This window comes from Pseudomonas sp. AU12215 (assembly GCF_001675465.2).
GTDB classification, from domain to species: Bacteria; Pseudomonadota; Gammaproteobacteria; order Pseudomonadales; family Pseudomonadaceae; genus Pseudomonas; species Pseudomonas nitroreducens.
This window is the reverse complement of sequence record NZ_MACM02000009.1, coordinates 101,601-124,696: the sequence shown is the minus strand read 5'-3', so window position 1 is coordinate 124,696 and position 23,096 is coordinate 101,601. Positions and strand designations below refer to the sequence as shown.

The following is a 23,096-nucleotide window of genomic DNA, read 5'->3' as shown; positions in this document are numbered from 1 at the left end:
ATGAACAAGCACCTGCTGATCGGCGCGTTGGGGTTGTCCCTGGCGTGCGTCCTGCAACCGGCCGTGGCGGAGGAGGAGAAGGTCCTGCGCCTGTTCAACTGGGCGGACTACTTCGCCCCCGACACGCTGGCGAATTTCACCAGGGAAACCGGCATCCGCGTCATCTACGACGTGATGGACAGCAGCGAGACGCTGGAAGCCAAGATGATGGCCGGGCACAGCGGCTACGACCTGGTCTTCCCCGGCGACACCGTGGCCGAGCGGCTGATGCGTGCCGGCGCCCTGCAGAAGCTCGACGACAGCAAGCTGACGCAGCTGGCCGATATCGAGCCGGGCCTGCAGACGCTGCAGACCCAGTACCCGTACTCGCGCCACGCGGTGGTGCCCTATACCTGGGGCAGCATCGGCCTGACCTACAACCAGGCGAAGATCGAACAGCGCATGCCCGGCGCGCCGGTGAACAGCCTGGACATGCTGTTCAAGCCGGAAGTGGCCAAGCGCTTCGCCGATTGCGGCATCTCCATGATCGACTCGCCGGACGAAGTGCTGGCCGTGGTGCTCAACTACCTCGGCCGCGACCCGCGCAGCGGCAAGCCGCAGGACCTGGCGGACGCCCTGGCGCTGCTCAACGGCATCCGCCCGTACATCCGCAAGTTCCAGTCGCAGCCGGTCACCCAGCTGGTCAATGGCGACCTGTGCCTGTCGCTGGGCTACAGCGGCGACGTCACCCAGTCGCAACGGGCGGCCATTGATGCGAAGAAGCCCGAGCGCTTCGAGTATCGCGTCCCGCGCGAAGGCACCTCGGTGTGGATGGACACCATGGCCATTCCCGTCGACGCGCCGCACCCGGAATACGCCTATGCGCTGATCAACTACCTGATGCGCCCGGAGGTGATGGCCGCAATCAGCAACGCCACCGGTTACCCGACCTCCAACGCCAAGGCGCGGCCGATGGTCGAGGCGAGCATGCGCGACAACCCGGACATCTATCTTGATGAGAAGGCCTACGCGCGGCTGTTCCCCGGCAAGGACATCCCCCAGCGCGACATGCGCGCGCGGATGCGTACCTGGACCAGTTTCAAGACCGGCACCGGCGGTTGAGGAGGCGAGGATGATGACACGCAGAAACCTGCTCGGCACCGGCATCACGCTGGCCGCCGGGCTCGGCCTGGGGTTGGGGCGCGTCGCCCTGGCCGCGGGCAAGTGGACCATGCCCGACGAACACCGCAAGCAGGAACGGGTGTACGTCGCTTACGCGGCGAGCGCTGAAGTCTGGGAAGACATTGCCCCCGACGTCAACGCCACCGTGGCGCGGCTGGCCCGCGCCATTGCCGAGTTTCAGCCGGTGACCGTGCTCTGCCGGCCGGAGCAGCAGGCCGAGGCCAAGCGTGCCTGCGGTGGGCAGAATGTCGACTTCCTGCCGGTGCCGGTGGATGACATCTGGGTGCGCGACTACGGCGGTTGCTTCCTTGTCGACGGCACCTCGGGCGGCCTGGCACTGGCCGACTTCAACTTCAACGGCTGGGGCGGCAAGCAGCACGCCGAGCGCGACCGTGAAGTGTCGGCGGCACTGGCCGAAGACCTGGAGGTCAAGGCCATCGTCAGCGAGCTGTGCGGGGAGGGCGGCGGCATCGAGGTGGATGGCCACGGCACGGCGATCTTCACCGAAAGCTGCTGGGTCAACGACAACCGCAATCCTGGCTGGTCGCGCCCTCGCGTCGAGGCGGAACTCAAGCGCATGCTGGGGCTGCGCAAGGTGATCTGGCTGCCGGGCATCCGTGGCAAGGACATCACCGATGCGCACGTGGACTTCTACGCGCGCTTCGTCGAGCCGGGCGTGGTGGTGGTCAACCTGGACAATGATCCGCAGTCCTATGACCACGCTGTCACCCGCCGCCACCTGGAAATCCTCAAGACCGCTACGGATGCCGATGGCCGTCCGCTGAAGCTGCACACGCTGCCGCCGCCGATGAAGCCCAAGCCCAGCGCCTACAGCCGCGACAACCCGGATTTCGCAGCCGGCTACATCAACTACCTGCCGGTGAATGGCGGGGTGATTGCGCCGAAGTTTGGCGATGCGGCGGCGGACGAGCATTGCCATGCCTTGCTCAGCGAGCTGTACCCGGACCGGGAGATCGTGCAGCTGAACATCGACCCGATCGCCGCCGGTGGCGGCGGCATCCATTGCGTGACGTTGCAGATGCCGGCGGTGTAAGCCGCGTCGTGCTGCCGGGCTCTTCGTCGCGCGATCAGCGCTCGGCGAAAGCCTCGATCAGCAAAGCTGGCAGGGCCGTGCCCGCCGCGCTGGCGAGGGCGAAGTCGCGTTCGCCATGCAGCGGGCCCGGTGCGGGGTTGATGTGCAGGACGGTGGCCCCGGCGCGCCAGGCGATCTGCGGGACTTCGGCCGCCGGGTAGACCACGCCGGAGGTGCCCACGGAGATCAGCAGGTCGCAGTCTTCGGCGGCCTGGAAGGCGTGGTTGAGGGCATTCATCGGCAGGCCTTCGCCGAACCACACCACGCCGGGGCGCAGCGGGCCGCCGCAATGGGCGCAGGCCGGCGGCGGTACGCGGCGCCCTGCCTCAGGCTCATCCGGAACCGGCAGCGCTGCGTCGGGTTCGCGCTGGCAGTCGAAACAGCGTGGGCGTTCCAGTTGGCCGTGCAGGTGGGTGACGTCGTGGCTGCCGGCGCGCTCGTGGAGATCGTCGACGTTCTGGGTGATCAGCGTGAACTTCGGCACCTTGCCCGCCAGCGCTGCGATGGCCAGGTGCGCGGGATTGGGCTGCGCGCGATGGACGACGCTGCGTCGCCATTCATACCAGCCCCAGACCAGCGGCGGGTCGGCACGGAACGCCTGGGCGGTGGCCAGGGATGCGGCGTCGAAACGCTGCCACAGCCCGCTGAGGCGGTCGCGGAAGGTGGGGACACCACTCTCGGCGGAAACACCAGCACCGGTGAATACCACCACGTGATGGGCGTTGCGCAGGGCGTCGAGCAGGGCGGGTTCGAATATCACGGTGCGGCTCCCGGCAGCGTGGGGGCATTTTCCAGGCGATTGCGGCCAGCGGCCTTGGCACGGTACAACGCGCGGTCGGCGGCTTCGATTAGCGCCTGCGGGCTACTGTCGCTGCCGCCGGGCAGGGTGGCGATGCCGATGCTGGCGGTGATTCGGCCCAGCGGGCTGCCGGCGTGGGTGAGGTTGGCCGTCTGCAGGCGCTGCATGAACTGCTCGGCCACGGCCTGGGCGCCATCGGGGCCGGTATGGGGCAGGATCACGGCGAGTTCCTCGCCGCCATAGCGCGCTGCAAGATCAGCGGGGCGGCGGACGCTGTCGGCGAGGACGCGACCGATGCGACGCAAACAGTCGTCGCCGGCGGGGTGACCGTAGGTGTCGTTGAAGCGCTTGAAGTGGTCGACGTCGATCAGCAGCAGTCCCAGCGGCGTGCGCTCCCGGTGGGCGCGGCGCAGTTCGGCGATCAGGTGGTCGTCGAAGCTGCGGCGGTTCTCCAGGCCGGTCAGGGGGTCGCGGGAGGCGAGGACTTCCAGCTGGCGGTTGGCCTTGATCAGGTCTTCGCGGGCGTCGCGCAGCAGGCGTTCGGTGCCGATGCGGCGCTGGATGGCGAGGATCAGCAGGCTGCCGATCACCACGATGACCATCAGCAGGCCGAAGGCGATGGCGACCGTGCGCCAGGCGTCGGCGCGCCAGGCGGCCAGGGCTTCGTCCTTGCCCAGGGCGACGGAAGTCACCAGTGGGTAGCGCTCGTTCTTGCGGAAGGCATAGATGCGCTCGACGCCATCGAGGGAGGACGCGAAGGTGGCGCTGCCGACCGTGGTTTCATCCAGGTACTGGGTGAAGATCGGCGAGCGCGAGAGCACGCGGCCCATGTCGCTCTCGCGGAAGGGATAGCGCACCAGCACCTGGCCGCTGCTGGTGGCAACACCGATGGCGCCGGTCCTGCCGATATCGATCTTGCCGAACAGGCGCAGGAAGTCCTGCACGCCGAGCGCCGCCACTATCACCCCGGCAAAGTTGCCCTGGGCGTCGTTGTAGCGGCGGCTGACGGTGATTACCCAGACGCCGGTGGAGCGGCTGTGGATCGGTCCGTCGATGTAGGCCTCCAGCGAAGGGTTGTCGCGATGGTGGATGAAGTACGCACGGTCGGCGCTGTTGGAGCCGCGCGGGAAGGGGCCGGTGGAGGTCATCAGCCAGTTGCCCTGGGCGTCGTAGATGCCGACGCCATTGAGCTGCACGAGCAGGTGCTGCTGGCGCTGCACCAGTTCGTTGAGGCGTTGCAGCTGCGGAGCGTCGAGGCCTTCGTGTTCCAGGCGTTCGGCAATGCCGAGCAGCAGCATGGAGCTCTGCGTGACAATACCCTCGACGTAGGTGTCCAGCGCCTGGGTGAGGTTGAGGTTGTGCGTGGTGGTTTCCGCCAGCGTGCGCTCGCGGGCCGACCACAGCTCCCAGGCCGTGGCGATGGCGACGGCCAGGCTGATGATCGACAGCAGGAGGATGGCAAGGCGGATGTCGCGTTTCACACTGGCCTCGTAGGGACGTTCCCTGTGGTGGTCGTCACGCAGGGCGGGCATCGCCCGGCGCAGTCCTGGGAGACGCCGGCAGCACGTGCCGGGTTGGCTATGGTGGTCAGACGCCTGGCATGCCGCTGAGTTGCACACGGTTGCGACCTTTCTGCTTGGCGATATACAGATGCCGGTCGCAGCGGGCGAGCAGCTCGCGCGGTTCGTGCAGTCCGCCCTCGTTGGCCATTGCCGCACCGAGGCTGATCGTCAACTGGCGCAGGCTGTCGGGCCGGTGCAGGTGCTCGATGCCCAGGCTCGCCACCTGTTCGCGCAGTCGTTCGGCGATGCAGCGCAGGTCTTCGGCACTGGTCGCTTCCAGCACGATGGCGAATTCCTCACCGCCATAACGATAGACGTTGGCCTGCCCGCCGCGCAGAGTGCCGGCGAGATTCTCGGCCACCTGGCACAAGCAGCGGTCACCGGCCTGGTGCCCGTAATGGTCGTTGTACGGCTTGAAGTAGTCGATGTCGGCCATCAGCAGGGCGAAGGGGCGTCCGTGGGCGCGCATGCCGTGCCAGCTTTCATTGAGTTGCAGGTCCAGCGCACGGCGGTTGCCCACGCCGGTGAGACCGTCGGTGGTGGCCAGCTCCTGCAGGCGCAGGTTGAGGGCGGCGAGCTCCGTGCGCTGGCGGCGCTCCTCGAGATCGGCGAGGAATGCCTGGCGCACGCCCTTGATGTTGGTCCAGCTGATGAACAGGCTGAACAGCGCGATGGGCAGGTACACCAGGGTGAAGATCAGCAGCGGCTTGGTCGCCCCGTCATGGATCAGCCAGACGTTGTAGAGAATGATCGCCGAAATGATCGCCGACACCACGGCGATGCCCTTGAACGAGTAGCGCACGCCGAGGTTGCCCAACAAGATGAACACCACCGAGGCATAGAGGAAGAACGGCACGTCCGGCGAGGCACTGCGCTTGAGCAGCTCGAACCAGGCGACGGTGGAGATGATGTCGTGCACCGGCATCAGCATGTCCATCACCAGCACGCTGCGGCTGAAGCGGAACACCAGGAAGATATTGAGCAGGCCGATCAGGCTCAGGCCACTGCGCAGAAGCAGGGACTCCTTGGCCATGTCCGGGATCAGCAGCGCGTCGGCCAGCACGTAGGAGTCGTAGGCGGCCATGGCGATGAAGTTGATCGCCAGCAGGAAACGCCGGTAATGCTGGACCACGTACGCCTTGTAGGCATCGTGCAGGCGCGGCGGAATTCTCCCCTGGGATTGCCGGGGAGGAGCGGCGGGAAACTCGGGTGCGGTCATGGAGAGTGGGAGCCTGTGTCTGCCGTCCGGGGCGAATGCTGGCCAAGGGCTAGAGTAGGGGGCGGCATCATTGCCGTCCAGCGGGGTGATGCATAGGGTGTACCAAATCTTCGGTCGCCGGGGATTGGCTCTGTCGCCAGGGTCGGCAATGGATCTTTATAAGGTGCCAATACCGCGGCATGATGATCCCTGTCACCTGCTGTCGAGGCCTTTCATGTACGTACCCGCGCATTTCGAGGAAACCCGGACGGACGAGTTGCACCGGCTGATCCGCGAGTATCCCCTGGGCATCCTGGTCACCGGTCATGGCGGCCTGCTGGACGCCAATCATCTGCCCTTCGAACTGGAACTCTCCACCGAGCGGCCGCTGCTGCGCGCCCACGTCGCCCGCAACAACCCCGTGTGGCAGGAATCCGACGGTGAGGAAGTGCTGGTGATCTTTCGCGGCCAGCACGCCTATGTGTCGCCCAACTGGTACCCGAGCAAGCACGAAGCACACCGCCAGGTGCCGACCTGGAACTACCAGGTGGTGCACGTGCGCGGTCGCCTGAAAGTGATGGACGAGGAGCGCTTCGTGCGCGGCGTGGTCGGCCGCCTGACCCGCACCCACGAGGCCAGTGAAGCGAAGCCCTGGAAGATGAGCGATTCCACCCCGGAGTTCATCAGCGGCATGCTGGCCAACATCGTCGGCATCGAGGTGGAAATCAGCGAGATCGTCGGCAAGTCCAAACTCAGCCAGAACAAGGAAGAACGTGATCGCCTGGGCGCCGCCGAGCGGTTGGAACAGCTTGGCAGCAGCGAACTTTCCGCCGCGATGCAGCGCGCCATGGAATGAGGCCCGCGGGTGCGGATGGCCGTCGTAGACATGTCTGCATGTTTTAAGGGGTTGGCAGGTCGGCTACCTGAAATGTAATAATATTACAATTCAATCGCAGTCGATTCCCTCAATGACCTCCGCCATCACACCTCTCTCAGCTGCCATCACCAAAGCCACTACCCGACTCCACTCCATCGATGCCCTGCGCGGGCTGGTGATTCTCTTCATGCTGCTGGACCACGTCCGTGAGACGTTTTACCTGCACCTGCAGGTGAGCGATCCGATGGACGTGACCCAGACCGACCCCGCGCTGTTCTTCAGTCGCACCCTGGCGCACCTCTGCGCGCCGGTTTTCGTCTTCCTCACCGGGCTTTCCGCCTTCCTCTATGGCGAGAGGCACGAGGGCCGCGTGGCGGTTTCGGCCTTCCTGCTCAAGCGCGGGCTGTTCCTGGTGCTGCTGGAAGTGACCCTGGTGAACTTCGCCTGGACTTTCCAGTTGCCGCCCAAGGTGATCTACCTGCAGGTAATCTGGGCCATCGGCCTGAGCATGCTGGCGCTCTCCGCGCTGGTCTGGCTGCCGCGTGCTGCCCTGGTGGGGCTTGGGCTGGTGCTGGTGGCGGGACACAACCTGCTGGATGGGGTGCACTTTGCACCCGAGCACTGGGCCCATGTGCCCTGGGCGGTGTTGCACGATCGCGGCTGGATCGGACTGGGCAATGCGCTGCGCCTGCGTACGTCCTATCCGCTGCTGCCGTGGATCGGCGTGATTGCCTTGGGTTATGCAGCCGGGCCCTGGTTCGGACGTTCGGCCAATGCCGCCCGGCGCACGCGCAACCTGCTGCTGACGGCGGCCATCGCACTGGGCGGTTTCATCGTCCTGCGCCTGAACAACGGCTACGGCGAGAAGCCTTGGGGCGACGGCGACAACGGCCTGCAACTGCTGATGAGCTTCTTCAACATCACCAAGTACCCGCCGTCGCTGCTGTTCCTTGTCCTGACCCTGGGGATCGGCCTGCTCCTGCTGGTGTTCTTCGAGCGCCGCGGGCAGGGCGCCCTGGCCCGCCGGCTGGCGGTGTTCGGCGCGGCGCCGATGTTCTTCTACCTGCTGCACCTCTATGTGCTGAAGCTGCTTTATCTGGTCGCGGTGGCAATCTGGGGGCTGAACCACGGGCAGTACTTCGGCTTCGATTCGGTGTGGGCGGTCTGGGGTGGCGCGCTGTTGCTGATCGTCGTGCTTTATCCGCCGGTGCACTGGTTCGCCCGCCTCAAGGCCCGCCGCCGCGATATCGCCTGGCTGAAGTACCTGTGAGGCTGCGCAGCTCCGCCGTGTTGCTGGCGTTGTCCGTACCGGCATTTGGTGCGGGGCAGGAGGAATCCAATGGTTTTGTTGAGGACAGCCGCTGGAGCCTGCTAAACCGCACGCTGTTCGACCAGCGCGAATACCGCCACGGTGATCGCAACAGCGCCGCGCGCAACGCCTACAAGCCCCGCAATGAACGCAATGGCTATGCGCAGGAATGGGCCTACGGGCTGATGGGCAGCCTGCAGTCCGGATTTACTCGAGGCAGCGTCGGGCTGGGGCTGGACGCGCATCTGTATCAGGGCGTGCTGCTGGACAGTGGCGGCGGTCGCGCCGGTAAGGCACGGTTGGTCGGCCTGGACAATGACGGTCATCCCAAGGATAGCTTTGCCCGTGGCGGTGCGGCGCTGAAGGCGCGGGTGTCTTCGACGACACTGTGGTGGGGCGAACAGCGGGTGAAAACCCCGGTATTCAGCTCCTCCGACAGTCGCCTGCTGCCGGAAACGGCCAGCGGTTTCTTTCTCTCCAGCGAGGAGCTTTCCGCGCTGCGGCTGGTGGCTGGGCACTTCACCGAAAGCACCGACCGCAACGCTTCCAGCCATGATCGCGGCTTCGTGGTGAATTATTCCAATGGTCGCCAGGGCACTGCTTTCGACCTGGCGGGCTTCACCTATTCGCCCACAAAGGGCACAAATCTCAGCCTGTTCACCTCGCGCTACGAGGATACCTGGCGCCAGGATTACCTGGGCGGCACCTTCAGCCAGCCGTTGGGCGAGGGACAGGACCTGTCGCTGAACCTCAATCTCTATCGCAGTCGAGATACCGGGCGAGCGTTCTCCGGGCGGATCGACAACACCACCTGGAGCCTGCTTGGCGTCTACGGCTTCGGCGCGCACCGACTGAGCGTCGGTTACCAGCAGGTCGACGGTGATACGCCGTTCGACTACGTGACACGCGGTGCGATCTTCCTCACCAACGCAGTGCAACTGTCGGACTTCAATGCGCCCAACGAGCGTTCCTGGCAACTGCGCTATGACCTGGACCTGGCGGCGCTCGGAGTGCCGGGGCTGTCGATGGCGGCGGCCTACGTGCGCGGCACCGGCATCGATGGCAGCCACGTCGACCCGCGTGGCGGTTACGCGTACCTGGGTTATGGCGAGGGTGGCCAGCACTGGGAGCGCGACCTGATGCTGCAATACCGTGTGCCGGAAGGCCCGGTCAAGGGGCTGCGGCTGGTACTGATGCACAACAGCCATCGCGCCAACGCCGCGCAGACGGAACTCAATACCGACCAGTTGCGGGTTGCCGTGGAATACCCGCTGGAAGGCGGCTTCTGATCAGAGCCCGCCGAGCAGGTCGTGGGCGTCCAGCAGCCGCCAGGCGATTTCCGGGTTCTTCTCCAGGCCCCGGCGGATCGCGGCGGGAATGGCCTGGCGGGTCTTGCGGCAGAGGCCAGGCTGCTCCTCGAAGGCAAACTCGATGCCGCGCATGGTGCGCACTTCGTTGAAGCCGGGGGCGATGTGCAGGCGAATGCCGAGTTGATCGAAGAGCCTGTGCAGCAGGTGCTCCAGGTCCGCCAGGTCCTTGAGATTTTCCAGGCGCTCGAGCAGGCGCTGCTCCTCGTGCCGGGTCAGCAGCAGGATTCGCAGGTCGGCGTTGGGTGTCTCCAATAGCCGTTCCCGGTCGCAGTTGCAGGCGCCGGGTGGGCATTGCTGGCGGAGCGGGGGCGTGGTGGGCATGCCCCGATCATAGCGGGGGATCGGGGAGTTGCGCAGGGGGGAGATCTGCAGGAGCGAGCGAATGCGCCCCTGCAGGTTCAGGTCTGCCTCAGTGCGCCGGCTTGCGAATGGTCTTGAGCAGGTCTTCCGGGCTGATCTGCCCGACGATGGTGTTCACGCCTTCGCTGCCCGGCTGCGGCAGGCCGAGGATGTGGCCCTTGATCTTGCCGATCACGTGCATCTCGCACGGCTTGCAGTCGAACTTCAGGGTCAGCACTTCATCGCCGTGGATCAGTTGCATCGGCTGCACCTTGGTGCGCACGCCGGTGACGCCCTTGGCCTGTTTCGGGCACAGGTTGAAGGAGAAGCGCAGGCAGTGCTTGGTGATCATCACCGGCACTTCGCCGGTTTCCTCGTGGGCTTCGTACGCGGCATCGATCAGTTGCACACCATGGCGGTGGTAAAACGCGCGGGCCTTCTCGTTGTACACGTTGTACAGGAATGACAGATGCGACTCCGGGTACACCGGCGGCGGGTTGGTCTCGGCCTTGCGGCCGCCGCGCGGGTGGGCCTGCACGCGGGCTTCGGTCAACGCCTCGATGGCCTCGCGGCGCAGCGACTTGAGCTGGGAGTTGGGGATGAAGAACGCCTGCGGGGCGTCCAGCTCGATGGCGTCGGCGTGATACTGGGTGGTGCCCAGCTGGCCGAGCAGGTCGTGCAACTGGTCCAGCGCCTGTTCGGGCTTGTTGGCGGCACCGAACGGGCCGTCCAGGGCGACGCTGGCGCTGACGCCTTCTTCGCTGGTGGCGGTCAGTTCCAGGCGCTCTTCACGCAGCTTGGCGACCCACGACAGGCCGACGCGGCGCTCGGCGGACGTCTTCTGCAGCGCCTGCTGCCAGTTGTGGTCGAGGTTGCGCGACAGCGGGTGGTTCGGGCGCAGGCGGTAGAGGCCTTCGGGCATCTCGTTGGGCTCGACGCGGTAGCGGTAGCGCTTCTCGCCGTCTTCCTCGAACTCGCCCTTCGGCTCGGCAATGTTGGCGCGGAAACCGACCACTTCGCGCTTGACCAGCACGTTGAGGCCGTCGCCGTTGGACAGCGGGTCCTTGGTCACCACCAGCAGGTCGCGCTTGCCGACCTTTTCCACGGTGCCCACCGGCAGGCCGGTGAAGGTCGGCGAGTCGAAGGCGCCGATGTCGATCTTGCGGTCGCTGACGAAGTAGTCGGTGCTGCCGCGGTGGAAGGTCTTGTCCGGGTCCGGCACGAAGAAGTGGTCGGTGCGGCCGCTGGAGGCGCGGGCCAGGTCCGGGCGCTCGGCGAGGATGCCGTCCAGGCGCTGGCGGTAGTAGGCAGTGATGTTCTTCACGTAGCCCATGTCCTTGTAGCGCCCTTCGATCTTGAAGGAGCGCACGCCGGCGTCCACCAGGGCGCTGAGGTTGGCGCTCTGGTTGTTGTCCTTCATCGACAGCAGGTGCTTCTCGAAGGCCACCACGCGGCCCTGGTCATCCTTCAGGGTGTAGGGCAGGCGGCAGGCCTGGGAGCAGTCGCCGCGGTTGGCGCTGCGGCCGGTCTGGGCGTGGGAGATGTTGCACTGGCCGGAGAAGGCCACGCAGAGCGCGCCGTGGATGAAGAACTCGATGGCCGCGTCGGTCTCGTCGGCGATGGCGCGGATTTCCTGCAGGTTCAGCTCGCGGGCCAGTACCAGCTGGGAGAAGCCGGCCTGGTCGAGGAACTTCGCCCGGCCCAGGGTACGGATGTCGGTCTGGGTGCTGGCGTGCAGCTCGATCGGCGGGATGTCCAGTTCCATGATGCCCAGGTCCTGCACGATCAGCGCGTCGACACCGGCGTCGTAGAGCTGGTGGATCAGCGCGCGCGCCGGCTCCAGCTCGTTGTCGTGGAGGATGGTGTTGATCGTGGTGAACACCCGCGCGTGGTAGCGATGGGCGAACTCCACCAGCTGGGCGATATCGCTCACCTCGTTGCAGGCATTGTGCCGCGCGCCGAAGTTCGGGCCGCCGATGTAGACGGCGTCGGCGCCATGCAGGATGGCCTCGCGGGCGATGTGGACATCGCGGGCAGGGCTGAGCAGTTCCAGATGGTGTTTGGGCAAGGACATGGTTTCTTCTTTATCAGGCGTGCTTATCAGGTATGGAACGGGCAATCGCGCATTGTACCGGTCAAACGCCGCGCCGGCATCCGTGGCGTGCCGGACGGTGCGCAGGGGGCGCCTGTAAAGAACGGGGCGGCCGTTACCAGCCGCCCCGGGTGGCTCAGTATTCGAACCGGTAGCCGACGTTGGCGTGGTTCTGGTCGAAGTTGTCGCCGTCGCGGTAACCCACTTCCATGAACAGGCTGTGGCCGTCGGTCAGGCGCGTGGAGACGCCCACGGCCGCCTCGCGCCAGCCGCCACTGAAGTCCGAACTCTGCTTGGGCGTGCCGTTGATCCGGTAGCCGATGTCGTCGGCCATCAGCTCGCGAACGTAACCGCCCTTCAGGTACACCTCGGACTTGTGTTTAGCGTTGCTCAGCTCGTAGCCGACGATGCCGCCGGCGCGAGCCAGCAGTGAGTCGTAGTCGTCGTAGTGGATCTTCAGGCCGTTGCTGGCGCGCGAGGAGAAGCCGCCCTGGTCGGTGTAGACCAGTTGCGCCTGGGGCTCGACGAACCACTGGCTGTCCTTCTCGCGGTGCAGGGTGAAGCGTTTGCCGGTTTCCACCGAGGCGGAGTAGCCGTTGCTGCTGCCGGAGCTCTTCACGCGATTGCCCTGGGTGTCGTTGACGCTGAAGTTGTTCTTCAGGTGCGCAGCCTTGAGCACGGTGTCGATGTAGAAGCCGTTCTCGTGCAGCCAGGTGCCGTAGATGCCGACGTGGGTGTTGCGCGCGCCGCCGCTGCCTTCGTCGAAGCTCTGGTCGGCCTCGGTATGGCCGATCATGGCGCCGACGAACAGGTCGCCGCTGGACACCGGCACGCGGCGGTCCACGCCCAGCTGGATGCCCTGGTAGCTCAGGCGGTAGCCGTCGAAGTTGCTGCCGGCGAAGGAGTGCAGGCGGCCGCCGTTGGTGCGCAACCAGACGTTGCCGTCGGTATCGCGCTCGGTGTAGCGCAGCTCACCCATGCGTTGCAGCAGGGTCTGCATGTCCAGGTAGGACAGCAGGTAGTTGGTGTGCACCTGGGCGTGGAAGGCGCGGGTAGTCGAGGTGCCGGGGCCCGGGGCCGGGCCGGGCGGCGTCGGCGCTACAGGGTCGCCGGGTTCGACCGGGCCAGGCGGTGTCGGGTCTACTGGCGGTATAGGGTCAACTGGAGGCTGTGGATCGACCGGGTCGGTCGGGCCCGGATCAACCGGCGGCACGGTATAGCCATACAGCTCCCAGTTATCGTCCTCGTTCTTGCGCAGGGCATAGGTGTTGCCGCCCAGCTCCACCAGCGCGCCTTCGTAGAGGCCGAACTGGCCGCTGCCACCGTTGGTTTCGATGATCTCGATGCGCTCGTCGCCCAGGGTGCTCTGCGAGCCGTCGTTGGCCACCAGGACCGAATGGTTGCCGGTGCTGCCGTCGGTACCCGTGATGGTCAGCTTGTCGGTCAGCTGGTTGACGATGTCGGTGTAGAAGTGGAACGCCCCGGCGCCGCTCAGCGAGCCCAGTTGCAGGCTGCCGTAGTGCTCCGGCTGGTTGGCGGCAAAGCCGTTCTGCCAGGACTCGCGGCTGTTGAGGTAGACCTGCGAGTCGTCCTGCAGGTCCAGCGCCGTGAGGTTCGAGGTGGCGTAGTGGCTGGCCTCGCTGCTGTTCTTGTCCAGCAGGAACCAGCGCGAGCCCTTGAGGTTGAGCGTGGCGCTACTGACGCTGCCATCGCCGGCAACGGTGCTGTCGGTCACCGCGCGGCCCACCAGTTCGCTGCTCTCGGCGTTGAGCGTGAAGCTGCTGGCAAACACGCCGTCGGCGCTGTTCTGGCTGGCGTTGACGTTGAGCAGGCTGCGCCCGTCCTGGGCGGTAGCGCTGCTGTTGGCGAGGTTCAGGGTGGCGTCCTTCACCGCATCGGCGACATTCATGATGCCGCTGTTCTGCCCGTCACTGGTGCGCCCGGCGAGGCCGCCGACTTCGATCAGCCCGGCGGTGCCGGTGGCGCCATCGAGGTGCGCCATGTCGGTGTCGGTGAGGTCGATCACCTGGCCGCCTTCGAGGCGGTCGCCGTTGCTGGCGAGGCTGTAGCCGTTGGCGAAGGAGTAGCGGATCGCGCTGGCGGCGGAGGTGATGCTGTTGCGCACGCCAGCCACCAGCGGTGTGAGCGTGATCTTCGCGCCGTCACCCATCACCCGCAGACCGGCGGAGTCCTTGCCTTCGGTGGTGATATCGGTCTTGCCGTACACCGTGACTTCGGAGTTGCCGTACTGCGCGCCGGCGTGGCCGCTGTCGACGGGGGCGCTGGCACTGCCGCCGCCCAGCGAGCCTGCGGCCAGACCATGGGATTGCCCGGTGCCGGTGGTGTGGATCACCGTCTGGAAGTCCTGATGCTTCTCGCTGTTGATGGTCACCTGAGAGTTGCCGGTGGCCCAGGCGCCGATTTCGTTGAGGCCGCCGGTCTTGATCCGCAGGTGGCCGCCGTCATAGCCGGTGGCGGTGACGCTCGAATGGTTGAGGGCAAACAGCGCATTGGCGCCCGGGCGGCTGGTGGTCTGGTTGAAGTCGCCACCCATGAAGGTGATGGACGAGTTCTTGGTGGCGTACAGGCCCACGCCGTTGCTCAGGTAGGAGGTACCGTTCATGTCCACCAGGTCGAGGGTCACGGTGCCGCCATTGTTGGCTTCCACCGAACGCTGGCTGGACTTGTTGGTGACCGTCAGCACATAGGGCGTGCCGTCTTTCGAGGTCATGTCGATGGTCCCGCCATTGGCGGCGAACAGACCCTTGCCGCCAGCGATGGTCAGGTTGGCGTTGCCGTTGATTTCCGCGCTGGATGTCGTGCCATCCACATACATCGCGCTTTTCGGGCTGCTGTAGCCGGAGTTGGTCGAGGTGGCAGTGAGGTTGCCGTTGATCACGAAGCGGCCGCCGCCGGTGACGGCGATGCCGTTGTAGACGTACTTGCCGGCGGGGTTGGTGTTGCTGCCGTAGTTATAAGTCAGATCGCCGTTGACGGTGACCAGGCTGCCAGCGCCCTTGATGTCGAGGGTGTTGCCGGCGTCGGTTCTGACGGTCTGCCCGGTGAGCACCAGGGGCGAGCCGCTCGGCCCGGTCATGGTGATGATGGCGCCGCCGCTGACGTTGAACGTCTTGATGGTGCCAACCTGAGTGAAATCCTCGTAAAGGCCGCTCTGGTTGGCGGTGTAGCTCTGGTTGCTTTCGGTGACGCTATTGGCCGCCATCGCGGTGGCCATGGCCAGCGGGCTGGCCAGGAAGAGCATCAATGGGGTGTTCTTCATCACGGATTCCTACCGCCTCTCGGCGGGATGGGTGAAGAGAACCCGGTTGCGCAGTTTCCGTGTGCCGCACCAGGGGTTGCCTGGCGTGAAGGGGTGGGGCGGTGGGTTTCAGTGGTGGTGTCCTGGCACTGTGAGTCACTCACGGGAGTTGGTAGCGGCGGTGATTGTCGGCTACACGGCCTGGGCACGCCCTTGAGTTATGTCAGAAGGTTTTCGAATCCGGCATGGGTATTGAGAAACGTCATGGCCAGGCGGATTTGCGCCTGACCTGAATCAATACGCACCCGCACTGGAGCTGAGCAATGCAGCGTCCATGCGGCATTGCAGAGGGCAGGGCGGTGCCCTTGCAAAACTGCAAAGCGACCCTGCAAGCCTGTCTATTCCGCGCTTTGCGGGCATGGATCAAGATTCGTTCGTCCTCTCGGAACACCTCCCCCACTTTCAAGGAACCGAATCATGAACTTCAAGCAATCCCTGCTCGCCGCCTCTCTCGCCCTGGCCATCGGCAACGTCTTCGCCGCCGGCAACCCGACTGTCGAACACAACACCCAGGCCTTCCTCGAAGCCCTGGAGGCCGGCAAGGGCCAACCGCTGGAAACCCTGTCGCCCAAGGATGCCCGCGCCGTGCTGACCGGAGCCCAGGCCTCGGTGAAGGTCGACCTCTCCGGCACCCAGGTCAGCGAGAAGACCGTGCAGACCGAGGTCGGTCCGGTGAAGCTGACCATCGTCCGCCCGGCCGGCGTGAAAGGAACGCTGCCGGCGTTCATGTACTTCCATGGCGGCGGCTGGGTGCTGGGCGACTACCCGACCCACGCCCGCCTGATACGCGACCTGGTGGTGAACTCCGGCGCGGTGGCGGTCTACGTCGACTACACCCCGTCCCCCGAGGCGCATTACCCGGTGGCGATCAATCAGGCCTACGCCGCGACGAAGTGGGTCGCCGAACACGGCAAGGAGATCAACGTCGACGGCAAGCGCCTGGCCGTGGCCGGTAACAGCGTTGGCGGCAACATGGCGGCGGTGGTCGCTCTGATGGCCAAGGACAAGGGCGCACCCAAGCTGCGCTTCCAGGCGCTGCTGTGGCCGGTGACCGATGCCAGCTTCGAGACCGGCTCATACAACCAGTTCGCCCAGGGGCACTTCCTCACCAAGCCGATGATGCAGTGGTTCTGGGACAGCTACACCACCGACCCGAAACAGCGCGCCGAGATCTACGCTTCTCCGTTACGCGCGACCACCGACCAGCTCAAGGGCCTGCCGCCCACGCTGATCCAGACCGCCGAATCCGACGTACTGCGTGACGAGGGCGAAGCCTACGGTCGCAAACTCGACGCCGCCGGTGTGGCGGTCACTTCGGTGCGCTACAACGGAATGATCCACGACTACGGTCTGCTCAACGTGATCAGCCAGGTCCCGGCGGTACAGTCCGCCATGCGCCAGGCCGGTGAAGAGCTGAAAGCTCATCTGCAGTAAGCCGTCTGTCGAACGAGCCGCTTGCCTCCTCCACCAAGGGGGAGGCCACTTTTCCGGAGGGAACCTGCATGAACCAGCCGACCCAGCAAGAGTCCGTCACTCTGATCATCCGCCACCGCGCCCGCCCCGACAGCGTCGCCGCCTATGAAACCATCCTGCGCGAGCTGACCCGCGCTGCCAGCGAGTTCCCCGGCCACCTGGGCGTGGACGTGATGCGCCAGGGCGACCACTTCACCTCGGTCCTGCGCTTCGCCAGCGCCGATGAACTGCAGGCCTGGCTCGACTCGCCGCAGCGCCGCGAGCTGATCGAGCGTGCCGACCCGCACCTGATCGACGGCGAGCAGAAGGAACTGCACCGCGCCCACGAGTTCTGGTTCACCGCCCCTGACAACCCGCAGAAGCAGCCGCCGCGCTGGAAACAGGCGGCCGTCTCCTATCTGGTGATCCTGCCGCTGGTGATGCTGGTGCCGCAGCTCTGGCGCCCGCTGTTCACGCAAATCCCGCTGCTGGGTGGCTTCGTGCCGGCCAACATGCTCATCGTCGCGACCATCGTCCTGCTGGTGGTCTACGTTTTCATGCCACGGGCCACGCGCCTGTTCTCCGCCTGGCTCAACGCCCGCTGATCGAAAGAGGAACATAGCCATGTACGCCGATCTGATCCTGACCAACGGCCGCTTCCACACCGTCGACCGCGAGAAACCCGAGGCCACCGCCGTGGCCATCGCCGACGGCAAATTCATCGCCGTGGGTACCGAGGCGGAGGCCATGGCCTTGCGCGCCGGCGCGACCCGCGTCATCGACCTCAAGGGACGCACCGCGATTCCCGGCCTCAACGACTCGCACCTGCACCTGATCCGTGGCGGGCTGAACTACAACCTCGAACTGCGCTGGGAAGGCGTTCCGTCCCTGGCCGACGCCCTGCGCATGCTCAAGGAGCAGGCCCTGCGCACGCCGTCGCCGCAGTGGGTGCGCGTCGTCGGCGGCTGGAACGAATTCCAGTTCGCCGAGAAGCGCATGCCGACTATCGAAGAGCTGAACCTGGCGGCGCCGGACACCCCGGTGTTCGTCCTGCACCTSTAYGACCGYGCGYTGCTCAACCGCGCCGCGCTGCGCGTCGTCGGCTAYACSAAGGACACSCCGAACCCGCCCGGYGGCGAGATCGTCCGCGACAGCAAGGGCGAGCCCACCGGCATGCTGGTGGCCCGGCCGAACGCGATGATCCTCTACGCAACCCTGGCGAAGGGGCCGAAGCTGCCCTTCGAGTACCAGGTCAACTCCACCCGCCAGTTCATGCGCGAGCTGAACCGCCTGGGCSTGACCAGCGYSATCGATGCCGGCGGCGGCTTCCAGAAYTACCCGGACGACTACCAGGTGATCGAGCAACTGGAAAAAGAAAACCAGCTCACCGTGCGCATCGCCTACAACCTGTTCACCCAGAAACCCAAGGAAGAGCTGGCCGATTTCAAGAACTGGACCAGCAGCGTGAAATACGGGCAGGGCAGCGACTTCCTGCGGCACAACGGTGCCGGTGAGATGCTGGTGTTCTCCGCCGCCGACTTCGAGGACTTCCTTGAACCGCGTCCGGACCTGCCCGGCAGCATGGAAGCCGAACTGGAACCGGTGGTGCGCCATCTCGTCGAACAGCGCTGGCCGTTCCGTCTGCACGCCACCTACGATGAATCCATCTCGCGCATGCTCGACGTGTTCGAGAAGGTCAACCTGGACATTCCGTTCAACGGCCTGCACTGGTTCTTCGACCATTGCGAGACCATCTCGCCGAAGAACATCGAGCGGGTGAGGGCGCTGGGCGGCGGCATCGCCATYCAGGACCGCATGGCCTTCCAGGGCGAATACTTCGTCGACCGCTACGGCAGGCAGGCCGCAGAGGCGACCCCGCCGATCAAGCGCATGCTGGCCGAAGGCGTYCCCGTCGGCGCCGGYACCGAYGCCACCCGTGTSTCCAGCTACAACCCCTGGACCTCGCTGTACTGGATGGTCAGCGGCAAGACCGTCGGCGGCATGGAGCTGTACCCCGAGGGCCTGTCCCGTGCCACCGCGCTGCAGCTGTACACCCACGGCAGCGCCTGGTTCTCCAACGAGCAGGGCAAGAAAGGGATGATCAAGGTCGGACAGATGGCCGATGTGGCCGTGCTTTCGGCGGACTACTTCAACGTGCCGGAGGAAGAAATCAAGACCATCGAATCGGTGCTGACCGTGGTGGACGGCCGCGTAGTGTTCGGCAGCGGCGACTTCGAGCGCCAGGCGCCGACGGCCATTCCGGTACTGCCGGACTGGTCTCCCGTGGCCAAGGTCCCCGGCCACTGGCGTCCGCAGGGCCCACTGCAGCAGGCCGTGCACCAGTGCGCCGGCTCCTGCGGCGTGCATGGCCACAGCCACGAGCGCGCCCGCCAGTCGAGCGTGCCGGTGAGTGACTTCCAGGGCTTCTGGGGCGCTTTCGGTTGTTCGTGCTTCGCGTTCTGACGCTGGCGCTGCGGCCTCCGACCTCAATGGCCGGAGGCCGCTCTTAAGCCCTTCTGTAGGTGCCTCGGTGCGCTCCTTGCTCGTGAATCACGGAGCGCGCCTTAACCTTGTCTCTTCCGCTAGAACCCCACCAACTGCCCCACGGCCTGCGCCTGCGGATCATCGCTGCGGCTGACCAGCGCGTAGTTGTAGCCACCCTGGCTCCAGTAACGTGCCAGCAGGTCTCCATCCGTACGCTGCCCCTGCGGCAACATCTCATGGCGCGGGCCCGGCGGACGGATGAAGAAGGTCAGCCGGCGGCCCTGGCCATCTTCGTAGATCACCAACGCTGCCGCCCCCTGTTCCGTCGCCAGCAGACGCGCCCCGACGGTCTTCAAGCCAACCTGCTCCAGCGCCGGCGGCGGCACCGCGTTCTTCAGGTAACGCGCCAGCCAGCCGTTCAGGTCGCCGCCATCGCGCAGGTCGAGCCCGCTCTGGCCGGCATCGGCGAACAACCGGTAAGCCTGCACGGCGTCCTGCATCGGCACCATGCCGCGCATCATCGCGTCGCCGCGCATCTGCCAGCCGCCCATGCCGCCCACGCCCAGCGCCACCAGCAGCGCCGCCGCCGTGGCCAACCGGGTTCGCCGGCGTTGCTGGAGCTGACGGCGAATCCGCGCCGGGTCCAGTTGTTCGGAAATTGCACTACGCGCCTGCCCGGCAAAGGCCGCGCGCAGTTGCTGCGCATCCTGTCGCCAGCCTTCGACGCGACGGGCGTCGTCCGGGTGCGTGGCGAGCCAGGCTTCCACCCACTGGCGGCGCGCCGGGTCGAGCTGGTCGTCGATGTAGGCGTGCAGATCGTGCTCATCGGGAATGCGTTCGTTCATTTCAGTACCCGCAGAGAAGGAGTCGCCGCCTGTCCTTCGCTCAGCGCGCGCAGCGCCGTGCGGGCGCGCGACAGGCGGGACATGACGGTGCCCATGGGAATGTCCAGTGCCTCGGCTACTTCGCGGTAGCTCAGGCCTTCCACGCTGACCAGCGTCAGCAGCGCGCGCTGCTCGGCGGGTAGGCGCTCAAAGGCCTCCAGGGTCGAGCGTGCGCTGACGATGTCCTCGGGTGATGCGCTGACCGCGCTGTCCGCGCCGAACAGGCTGAGCAGGCGCGCGTAGCGCTTCGCGCGGCGCTGCCCGTCGATGAAGTGCCGGTAAAGGATCGAGAACAGCCAGGCGCGCAGGTCGCCGTCGTCGCGGCGGCCGGTCCAGGCCGACAGCGCCTTCTCCAGGGTGGCCTGCACCAGGTCGTCGGCGCTGCTCGCGCTGCGGGTCAGCGACAGGGCGAAGCGCCGCAGCCGGGGCAGCAGTTCGCGCAGTGAATGGTCGTCCAGTGAATGCATCGGGGCGCCGGGAGTGGGTGGGTTCGAGCGAGAAAGACGAACGCGGCGGCGATCTATTCCCGGCCTGCAAAAAAATAATTCTTTGGCAGTGGTCGGGAATAACCCGGCGCACGGTGCGTCGTACCGGCTCAACGCATTCAGCCTAAGCCTGAGGAGCTGGAAATGACAGAAACACCCACACCCAACGTGCCCCTGCGCCTGGCCGCCATCGGCGCCGTGGTGCTCGGCGTGGCCGCCGTCTTCGCCTATGTCGCCGGCTGGCTCGACCCGCAGCGCCTCACCCCGGACAAGGTCATCAACACCCTGGAGCACAACGGCGGCGTCTATCCCGGCTATCGGCGCAACCACGCCAAGGGCCTGTGCGTGATCGGCCACTTCGACAGCAACGGCGGGCTGGCCGATCTGTCCCGCGCCAGCCTGTTCTCGGTCGGCCGCGTGCCGGTAGTGGGGCGCCTGGCCATTCCCGGCGGCAACCCCAAGGCCAGCGACGGTGCGGCTCCGATCCGCAGCCTGGCGCTGCGCTTCCTGCCCAAGGATGGCCAGGAATGGCGGACCGGCATGAACGCCATGCCGGTCTTCGTCGTCCGCGACGTCGCCAGCTTCTTTGCCCTGCAACAGGCCACTGCGCCGCAACCGGGCACCGGCAAGCCCGACCCGGAAAAAGCCGGTGCCTTCTTCAAGGCGCACCCCGAGACCGGCCCCTTCCTGCAATGGGTGAAATCCTCCACGCCATCCTCCAGCTACGCCAACAGCGCCTACTACGGCCTCAACGCCTTCTACCTGGTGAACAAGGACGGCCAGGAGCAGCCCGTGCGCTGGTCCGTGCAGCCTGAAGCGCCGGTCGAGCCGCTGGCCGCCGACAAGCGCGGCGACGCCGACTTCCTCGCCGACGAACTGGCCCAGCGTATTTCCGCCGGCCCGTTGCGCTGGCGCCTGCAGTTCACCCTTGGCGAGCCCGGCGACAGCACCAGCGACGCCACCCAGGCCTGGCCTGCCAGCCGCCGCACGGTGGATGCCGGCGAACTGGTGATCGAGCGCCTGCAGCCGGAGATCGGCGGCGACTGCCGCGACGTCAACTACGACCCGCTGATCCTCCCCGACGGCATCCGCGCGTCCGACGACCCGCTGCTCAGCGCGCGCTCGGCCGCCTACTCGGAATCCTTCAACCGCCGCACCCGTGAGCAGGCCCAGGAGACCCACTGATGAAACCGACCTACTTCCCGCTCTCCCTGCGCGTGCTGCACTGGCTCATGGCGGTGCTGGTACTCGCCATGCTGCTGATCGGCCTGGGCATGGTCGCCAGCGTCTCCCCGCGCCACGCCGCGCTGGTCGCCATCCACAAACCCCTGGGCGCCGCGCTGCTGGTACTGGTGCTGCTGCGTATTCTGGTGCGCCTGACCCATCGCATCCCCGCGCTGCCCAGCGACATGCCCGGCTGGCAACGCAGCGCCGCACACCTCTCGCACCTCGCGCTCTATGGCCTGCTGTTGGCCCAGCCGCTGGTGGGCTGGACCATGCAATCGGCCGGTGGTTACCCAGTGCTGCTGTGGGGTGGCTTCGAACTGCCCGCGCTGGTCTCGCCTTCGGTGCAGCTCCACGCCATCCTGCGCAGCGCGCACACCGTCATCGCCTACGCCTTGCTGGCGACCATCCTCCTGCACCTGGCCGCCGCGCTGTTCCACGGGCTCATTCGTCGCGATGAAGTGCTCCCGAGCATGACTGGCGCCCCCATGCCGCGTACCACTTCCTCGGGAGAACGGCCATGAAGCGATTGCTCGCCGTGGCTTGCCTCTTCACCTCCTGCGCGGCTCTCGCCGCGCAGGACGCACCACCCGCCGAGGACTATCACTTCGGCCAGAAGCTCGACATCAAGCGCGTGGTGCAGGCACCGGAGCTGGATTTCTGCGGGATTCGCGAGGTGGAGATGATCTACGAGGACAGCACCGGGCAACGGCATACGCTGCGGTATCCGGTGTGGGGGCAGGGGTGTGGGAATGAAAATTGAGGCGTAGTGGCTCGGTTACACGGGGCATGTGGCGCAACAGGCAGCCATTGCTTTCTGGAGTGACAATGTCGCTCCCTCTCGGCTAACGTCCCTGAACAGTCATCTTGCAGGCTGTTTGAAGTGTCCAGTATTGTTTCAGGCTTCATTCAATGTTTTCGCGGCGAATATGAGGCAGAGCTGCTCAATCGACAGGTAATTGAAGAACTGCACGACAGAGGAACGCTGATAGTTCGGCCTATGTTCAATGTGATTCCGAATGCGAGTGGGCATTGTTATTACGGCCCGCTGATCAGCTTTGCTGCGTATTACGACGAGCTCCAGTGCTTCGACGAAGACGGGCGCCTACAGTACGAAAACCTGCTCAAGCGTTTCGTCCGGGATAGTTCCGAAGTAATCCACGGCTATTCCGGGGAGCGCTGCGTGTGGACTTGCCGCAGGTCACCCGTGGAGACAGAGTGCCGCGCATCGGTAGTTGCGGCTCGGCGCGTATTCTCCAGCCATCATGGCCTCCCAGCGATACAGGAATAGATCCAAGTGCCTGCAACCTTGCTGGTGTTCGATTTGTATCGAGAGCCTACGGACCGGCTCGACATGTCACCATTGGCTTCTGCGTAACTAGTGATGGCGTCGCTCAAATCAAACTCATGCTGCGCAGTACATTGGATCGGGCCTGCTGCCAGGTTCT

The 23,096-nt window shown here is 65.8% G+C and carries 19 protein-coding genes; 11 read left to right on the top strand and 8 right to left on the bottom strand.

Features of this window, described 5'->3' with window-relative positions; all coding sequences use genetic code 11:
- Together A9513_RS03920 and A9513_RS03915 are read left to right on the top strand one after the other, a co-directional pair.
- Positions 1 to 1,101 (top strand): extracellular solute-binding protein, encoded by a 1,101-nt coding sequence (locus tag A9513_RS03920; RefSeq protein ID WP_141678331.1) that lies wholly within the window; start codon positions 1 to 3, stop codon positions 1,099 to 1,101.
- A 10-nt stretch (positions 1,102 to 1,111) separates the two neighbouring features.
- On the top strand, positions 1,112 to 2,215 hold the full coding sequence (locus A9513_RS03915; RefSeq protein WP_065084029.1) for an agmatine/peptidylarginine deiminase: 1,104 nt from the start codon (positions 1,112 to 1,114) through the stop codon (positions 2,213 to 2,215).
- Between the two features lie 34 nt (positions 2,216 to 2,249).
- Here A9513_RS03915 and A9513_RS03910 read toward each other — a convergent pair whose 3' ends face one another.
- The 3 genes from A9513_RS03910 to A9513_RS03900 all read right to left on the bottom strand — a co-directional run bounded on the left by A9513_RS03910 (position 2,250) and on the right by A9513_RS03900 (position 5,834).
- Positions 2,250 to 3,011, bottom strand: a complete 762-nt coding sequence (locus A9513_RS03910; protein ID WP_065084075.1) for an NAD-dependent deacylase — start codon at positions 3,009 to 3,011, stop codon at positions 2,250 to 2,252.
- Entirely contained in the window at positions 3,011 to 4,534 is a 1,524-nt protein-coding gene (locus tag A9513_RS03905; protein ID WP_024762456.1) for a sensor domain-containing diguanylate cyclase, read from the bottom strand. The genes A9513_RS03910 and A9513_RS03905 overlap by 1 nt, the downstream gene beginning before the upstream one ends.
- Positions 4,535 to 4,640: 106 nt before the next feature.
- Positions 4,641 to 5,834: a GGDEF domain-containing protein gene (locus A9513_RS03900; RefSeq protein WP_065084028.1), complete on the bottom strand. Its 1,194-nt coding sequence runs from the start codon at positions 5,832 to 5,834 to the stop codon at positions 4,641 to 4,643.
- A gap of 214 nt (positions 5,835 to 6,048) precedes the next feature.
- On the opposite strand from A9513_RS03900, the gene A9513_RS03895 reads away from it, so the two are divergent.
- From A9513_RS03895 to A9513_RS03885, 3 genes are all read left to right on the top strand, one after another.
- Entirely contained in the window at positions 6,049 to 6,669 is a 621-nt protein-coding gene (locus A9513_RS03895; RefSeq protein WP_065084027.1) for an FMN-binding negative transcriptional regulator, read from the top strand.
- A gap of 112 nt (positions 6,670 to 6,781) precedes the next feature.
- Entirely contained in the window at positions 6,782 to 7,960 is a 1,179-nt protein-coding gene (locus A9513_RS03890; RefSeq protein WP_065084026.1) for a DUF1624 domain-containing protein, read from the top strand.
- Between the two features lie 2 nt (positions 7,961 to 7,962).
- The gene (locus A9513_RS03885) at positions 7,963 to 9,288 is read left to right on the top strand and encodes an OprD family porin (protein ID WP_205345936.1); all 1,326 of its coding nucleotides are present in this window, start codon (positions 7,963 to 7,965) and stop codon (positions 9,286 to 9,288) included.
- Here the strand turns inward: A9513_RS03885 and A9513_RS03880 are convergent, their stop codons facing one another.
- The 3 genes from A9513_RS03880 to A9513_RS03870 form a co-directional block, all read right to left on the bottom strand.
- Positions 9,289 to 9,690, bottom strand: coding sequence for a hypothetical protein (locus A9513_RS03880; RefSeq protein WP_065084025.1), 402 nt, complete (start codon positions 9,688 to 9,690; stop codon positions 9,289 to 9,291).
- Between the two features lie 88 nt (positions 9,691 to 9,778).
- The gene (locus tag A9513_RS03875) at positions 9,779 to 11,782 is read right to left on the bottom strand and encodes a U32 family peptidase (protein WP_065084024.1); all 2,004 of its coding nucleotides are present in this window, start codon (positions 11,780 to 11,782) and stop codon (positions 9,779 to 9,781) included.
- 154 nt (positions 11,783 to 11,936) lie between these two features.
- Complete coding sequence (locus A9513_RS03870; protein WP_065084023.1) at positions 11,937 to 15,080, bottom strand: autotransporter outer membrane beta-barrel domain-containing protein; 3,144 nt, start codon at positions 15,078 to 15,080, stop codon at positions 11,937 to 11,939.
- 456 nt (positions 15,081 to 15,536) lie between these two features.
- On the opposite strand from A9513_RS03870, the gene A9513_RS03865 reads away from it, so the two are divergent.
- The 3 genes from A9513_RS03865 to A9513_RS03855 all read left to right on the top strand — a co-directional run bounded on the left by A9513_RS03865 (position 15,537) and on the right by A9513_RS03855 (position 19,034).
- Entirely contained in the window at positions 15,537 to 16,553 is a 1,017-nt protein-coding gene (locus A9513_RS03865; RefSeq protein ID WP_065084022.1) for an alpha/beta hydrolase, read from the top strand.
- Between the two features lie 68 nt (positions 16,554 to 16,621).
- Positions 16,622 to 17,176 (top strand): antibiotic biosynthesis monooxygenase, encoded by a 555-nt coding sequence (locus A9513_RS03860; RefSeq protein WP_024762463.1) that lies wholly within the window; start codon positions 16,622 to 16,624, stop codon positions 17,174 to 17,176.
- Between the two features lie 19 nt (positions 17,177 to 17,195).
- Entirely contained in the window at positions 17,196 to 19,034 is a 1,839-nt protein-coding gene (locus tag A9513_RS03855; RefSeq protein WP_065084021.1) for an amidohydrolase, read from the top strand.
- 119 nt (positions 19,035 to 19,153) lie between these two features.
- Here A9513_RS03855 and A9513_RS03850 read toward each other — a convergent pair whose 3' ends face one another.
- The gene (locus tag A9513_RS03850; protein ID WP_065084020.1) at positions 19,154 to 19,900 is read right to left on the bottom strand and encodes an anti-sigma factor; all 747 of its coding nucleotides are present in this window, start codon (positions 19,898 to 19,900) and stop codon (positions 19,154 to 19,156) included.
- The gene (locus tag A9513_RS03845) at positions 19,897 to 20,406 is read right to left on the bottom strand and encodes a sigma-70 family RNA polymerase sigma factor (RefSeq protein WP_017520898.1); all 510 of its coding nucleotides are present in this window, start codon (positions 20,404 to 20,406) and stop codon (positions 19,897 to 19,899) included. Before A9513_RS03845 ends, A9513_RS03850 begins: the two co-directional genes overlap by 4 nt.
- A 162-nt stretch (positions 20,407 to 20,568) precedes the next feature.
- Here A9513_RS03845 and A9513_RS03840 point away from each other — a divergent pair, with 162 nt between their 5' ends.
- The 3 genes from A9513_RS03840 to A9513_RS03830 are packed head-to-tail and all read left to right on the top strand — an operon-like array spanning position 20,569 to position 22,411.
- The gene (locus A9513_RS03840; protein ID WP_065084019.1) at positions 20,569 to 21,609 is read left to right on the top strand and encodes a catalase family peroxidase; all 1,041 of its coding nucleotides are present in this window, start codon (positions 20,569 to 20,571) and stop codon (positions 21,607 to 21,609) included.
- On the top strand, positions 21,609 to 22,172 hold the full coding sequence (locus A9513_RS03835) for a cytochrome b (protein WP_037006524.1): 564 nt from the start codon (positions 21,609 to 21,611) through the stop codon (positions 22,170 to 22,172). Before A9513_RS03840 ends, A9513_RS03835 begins: the two co-directional genes overlap by 1 nt.
- Positions 22,169 to 22,411, top strand: a complete 243-nt coding sequence (locus A9513_RS03830; protein ID WP_024762468.1) for a DUF2790 domain-containing protein — start codon at positions 22,169 to 22,171, stop codon at positions 22,409 to 22,411. The genes A9513_RS03835 and A9513_RS03830 overlap by 4 nt, the downstream gene beginning before the upstream one ends.
- Positions 22,412 to 23,096: the final 685 nt, after the last annotated feature.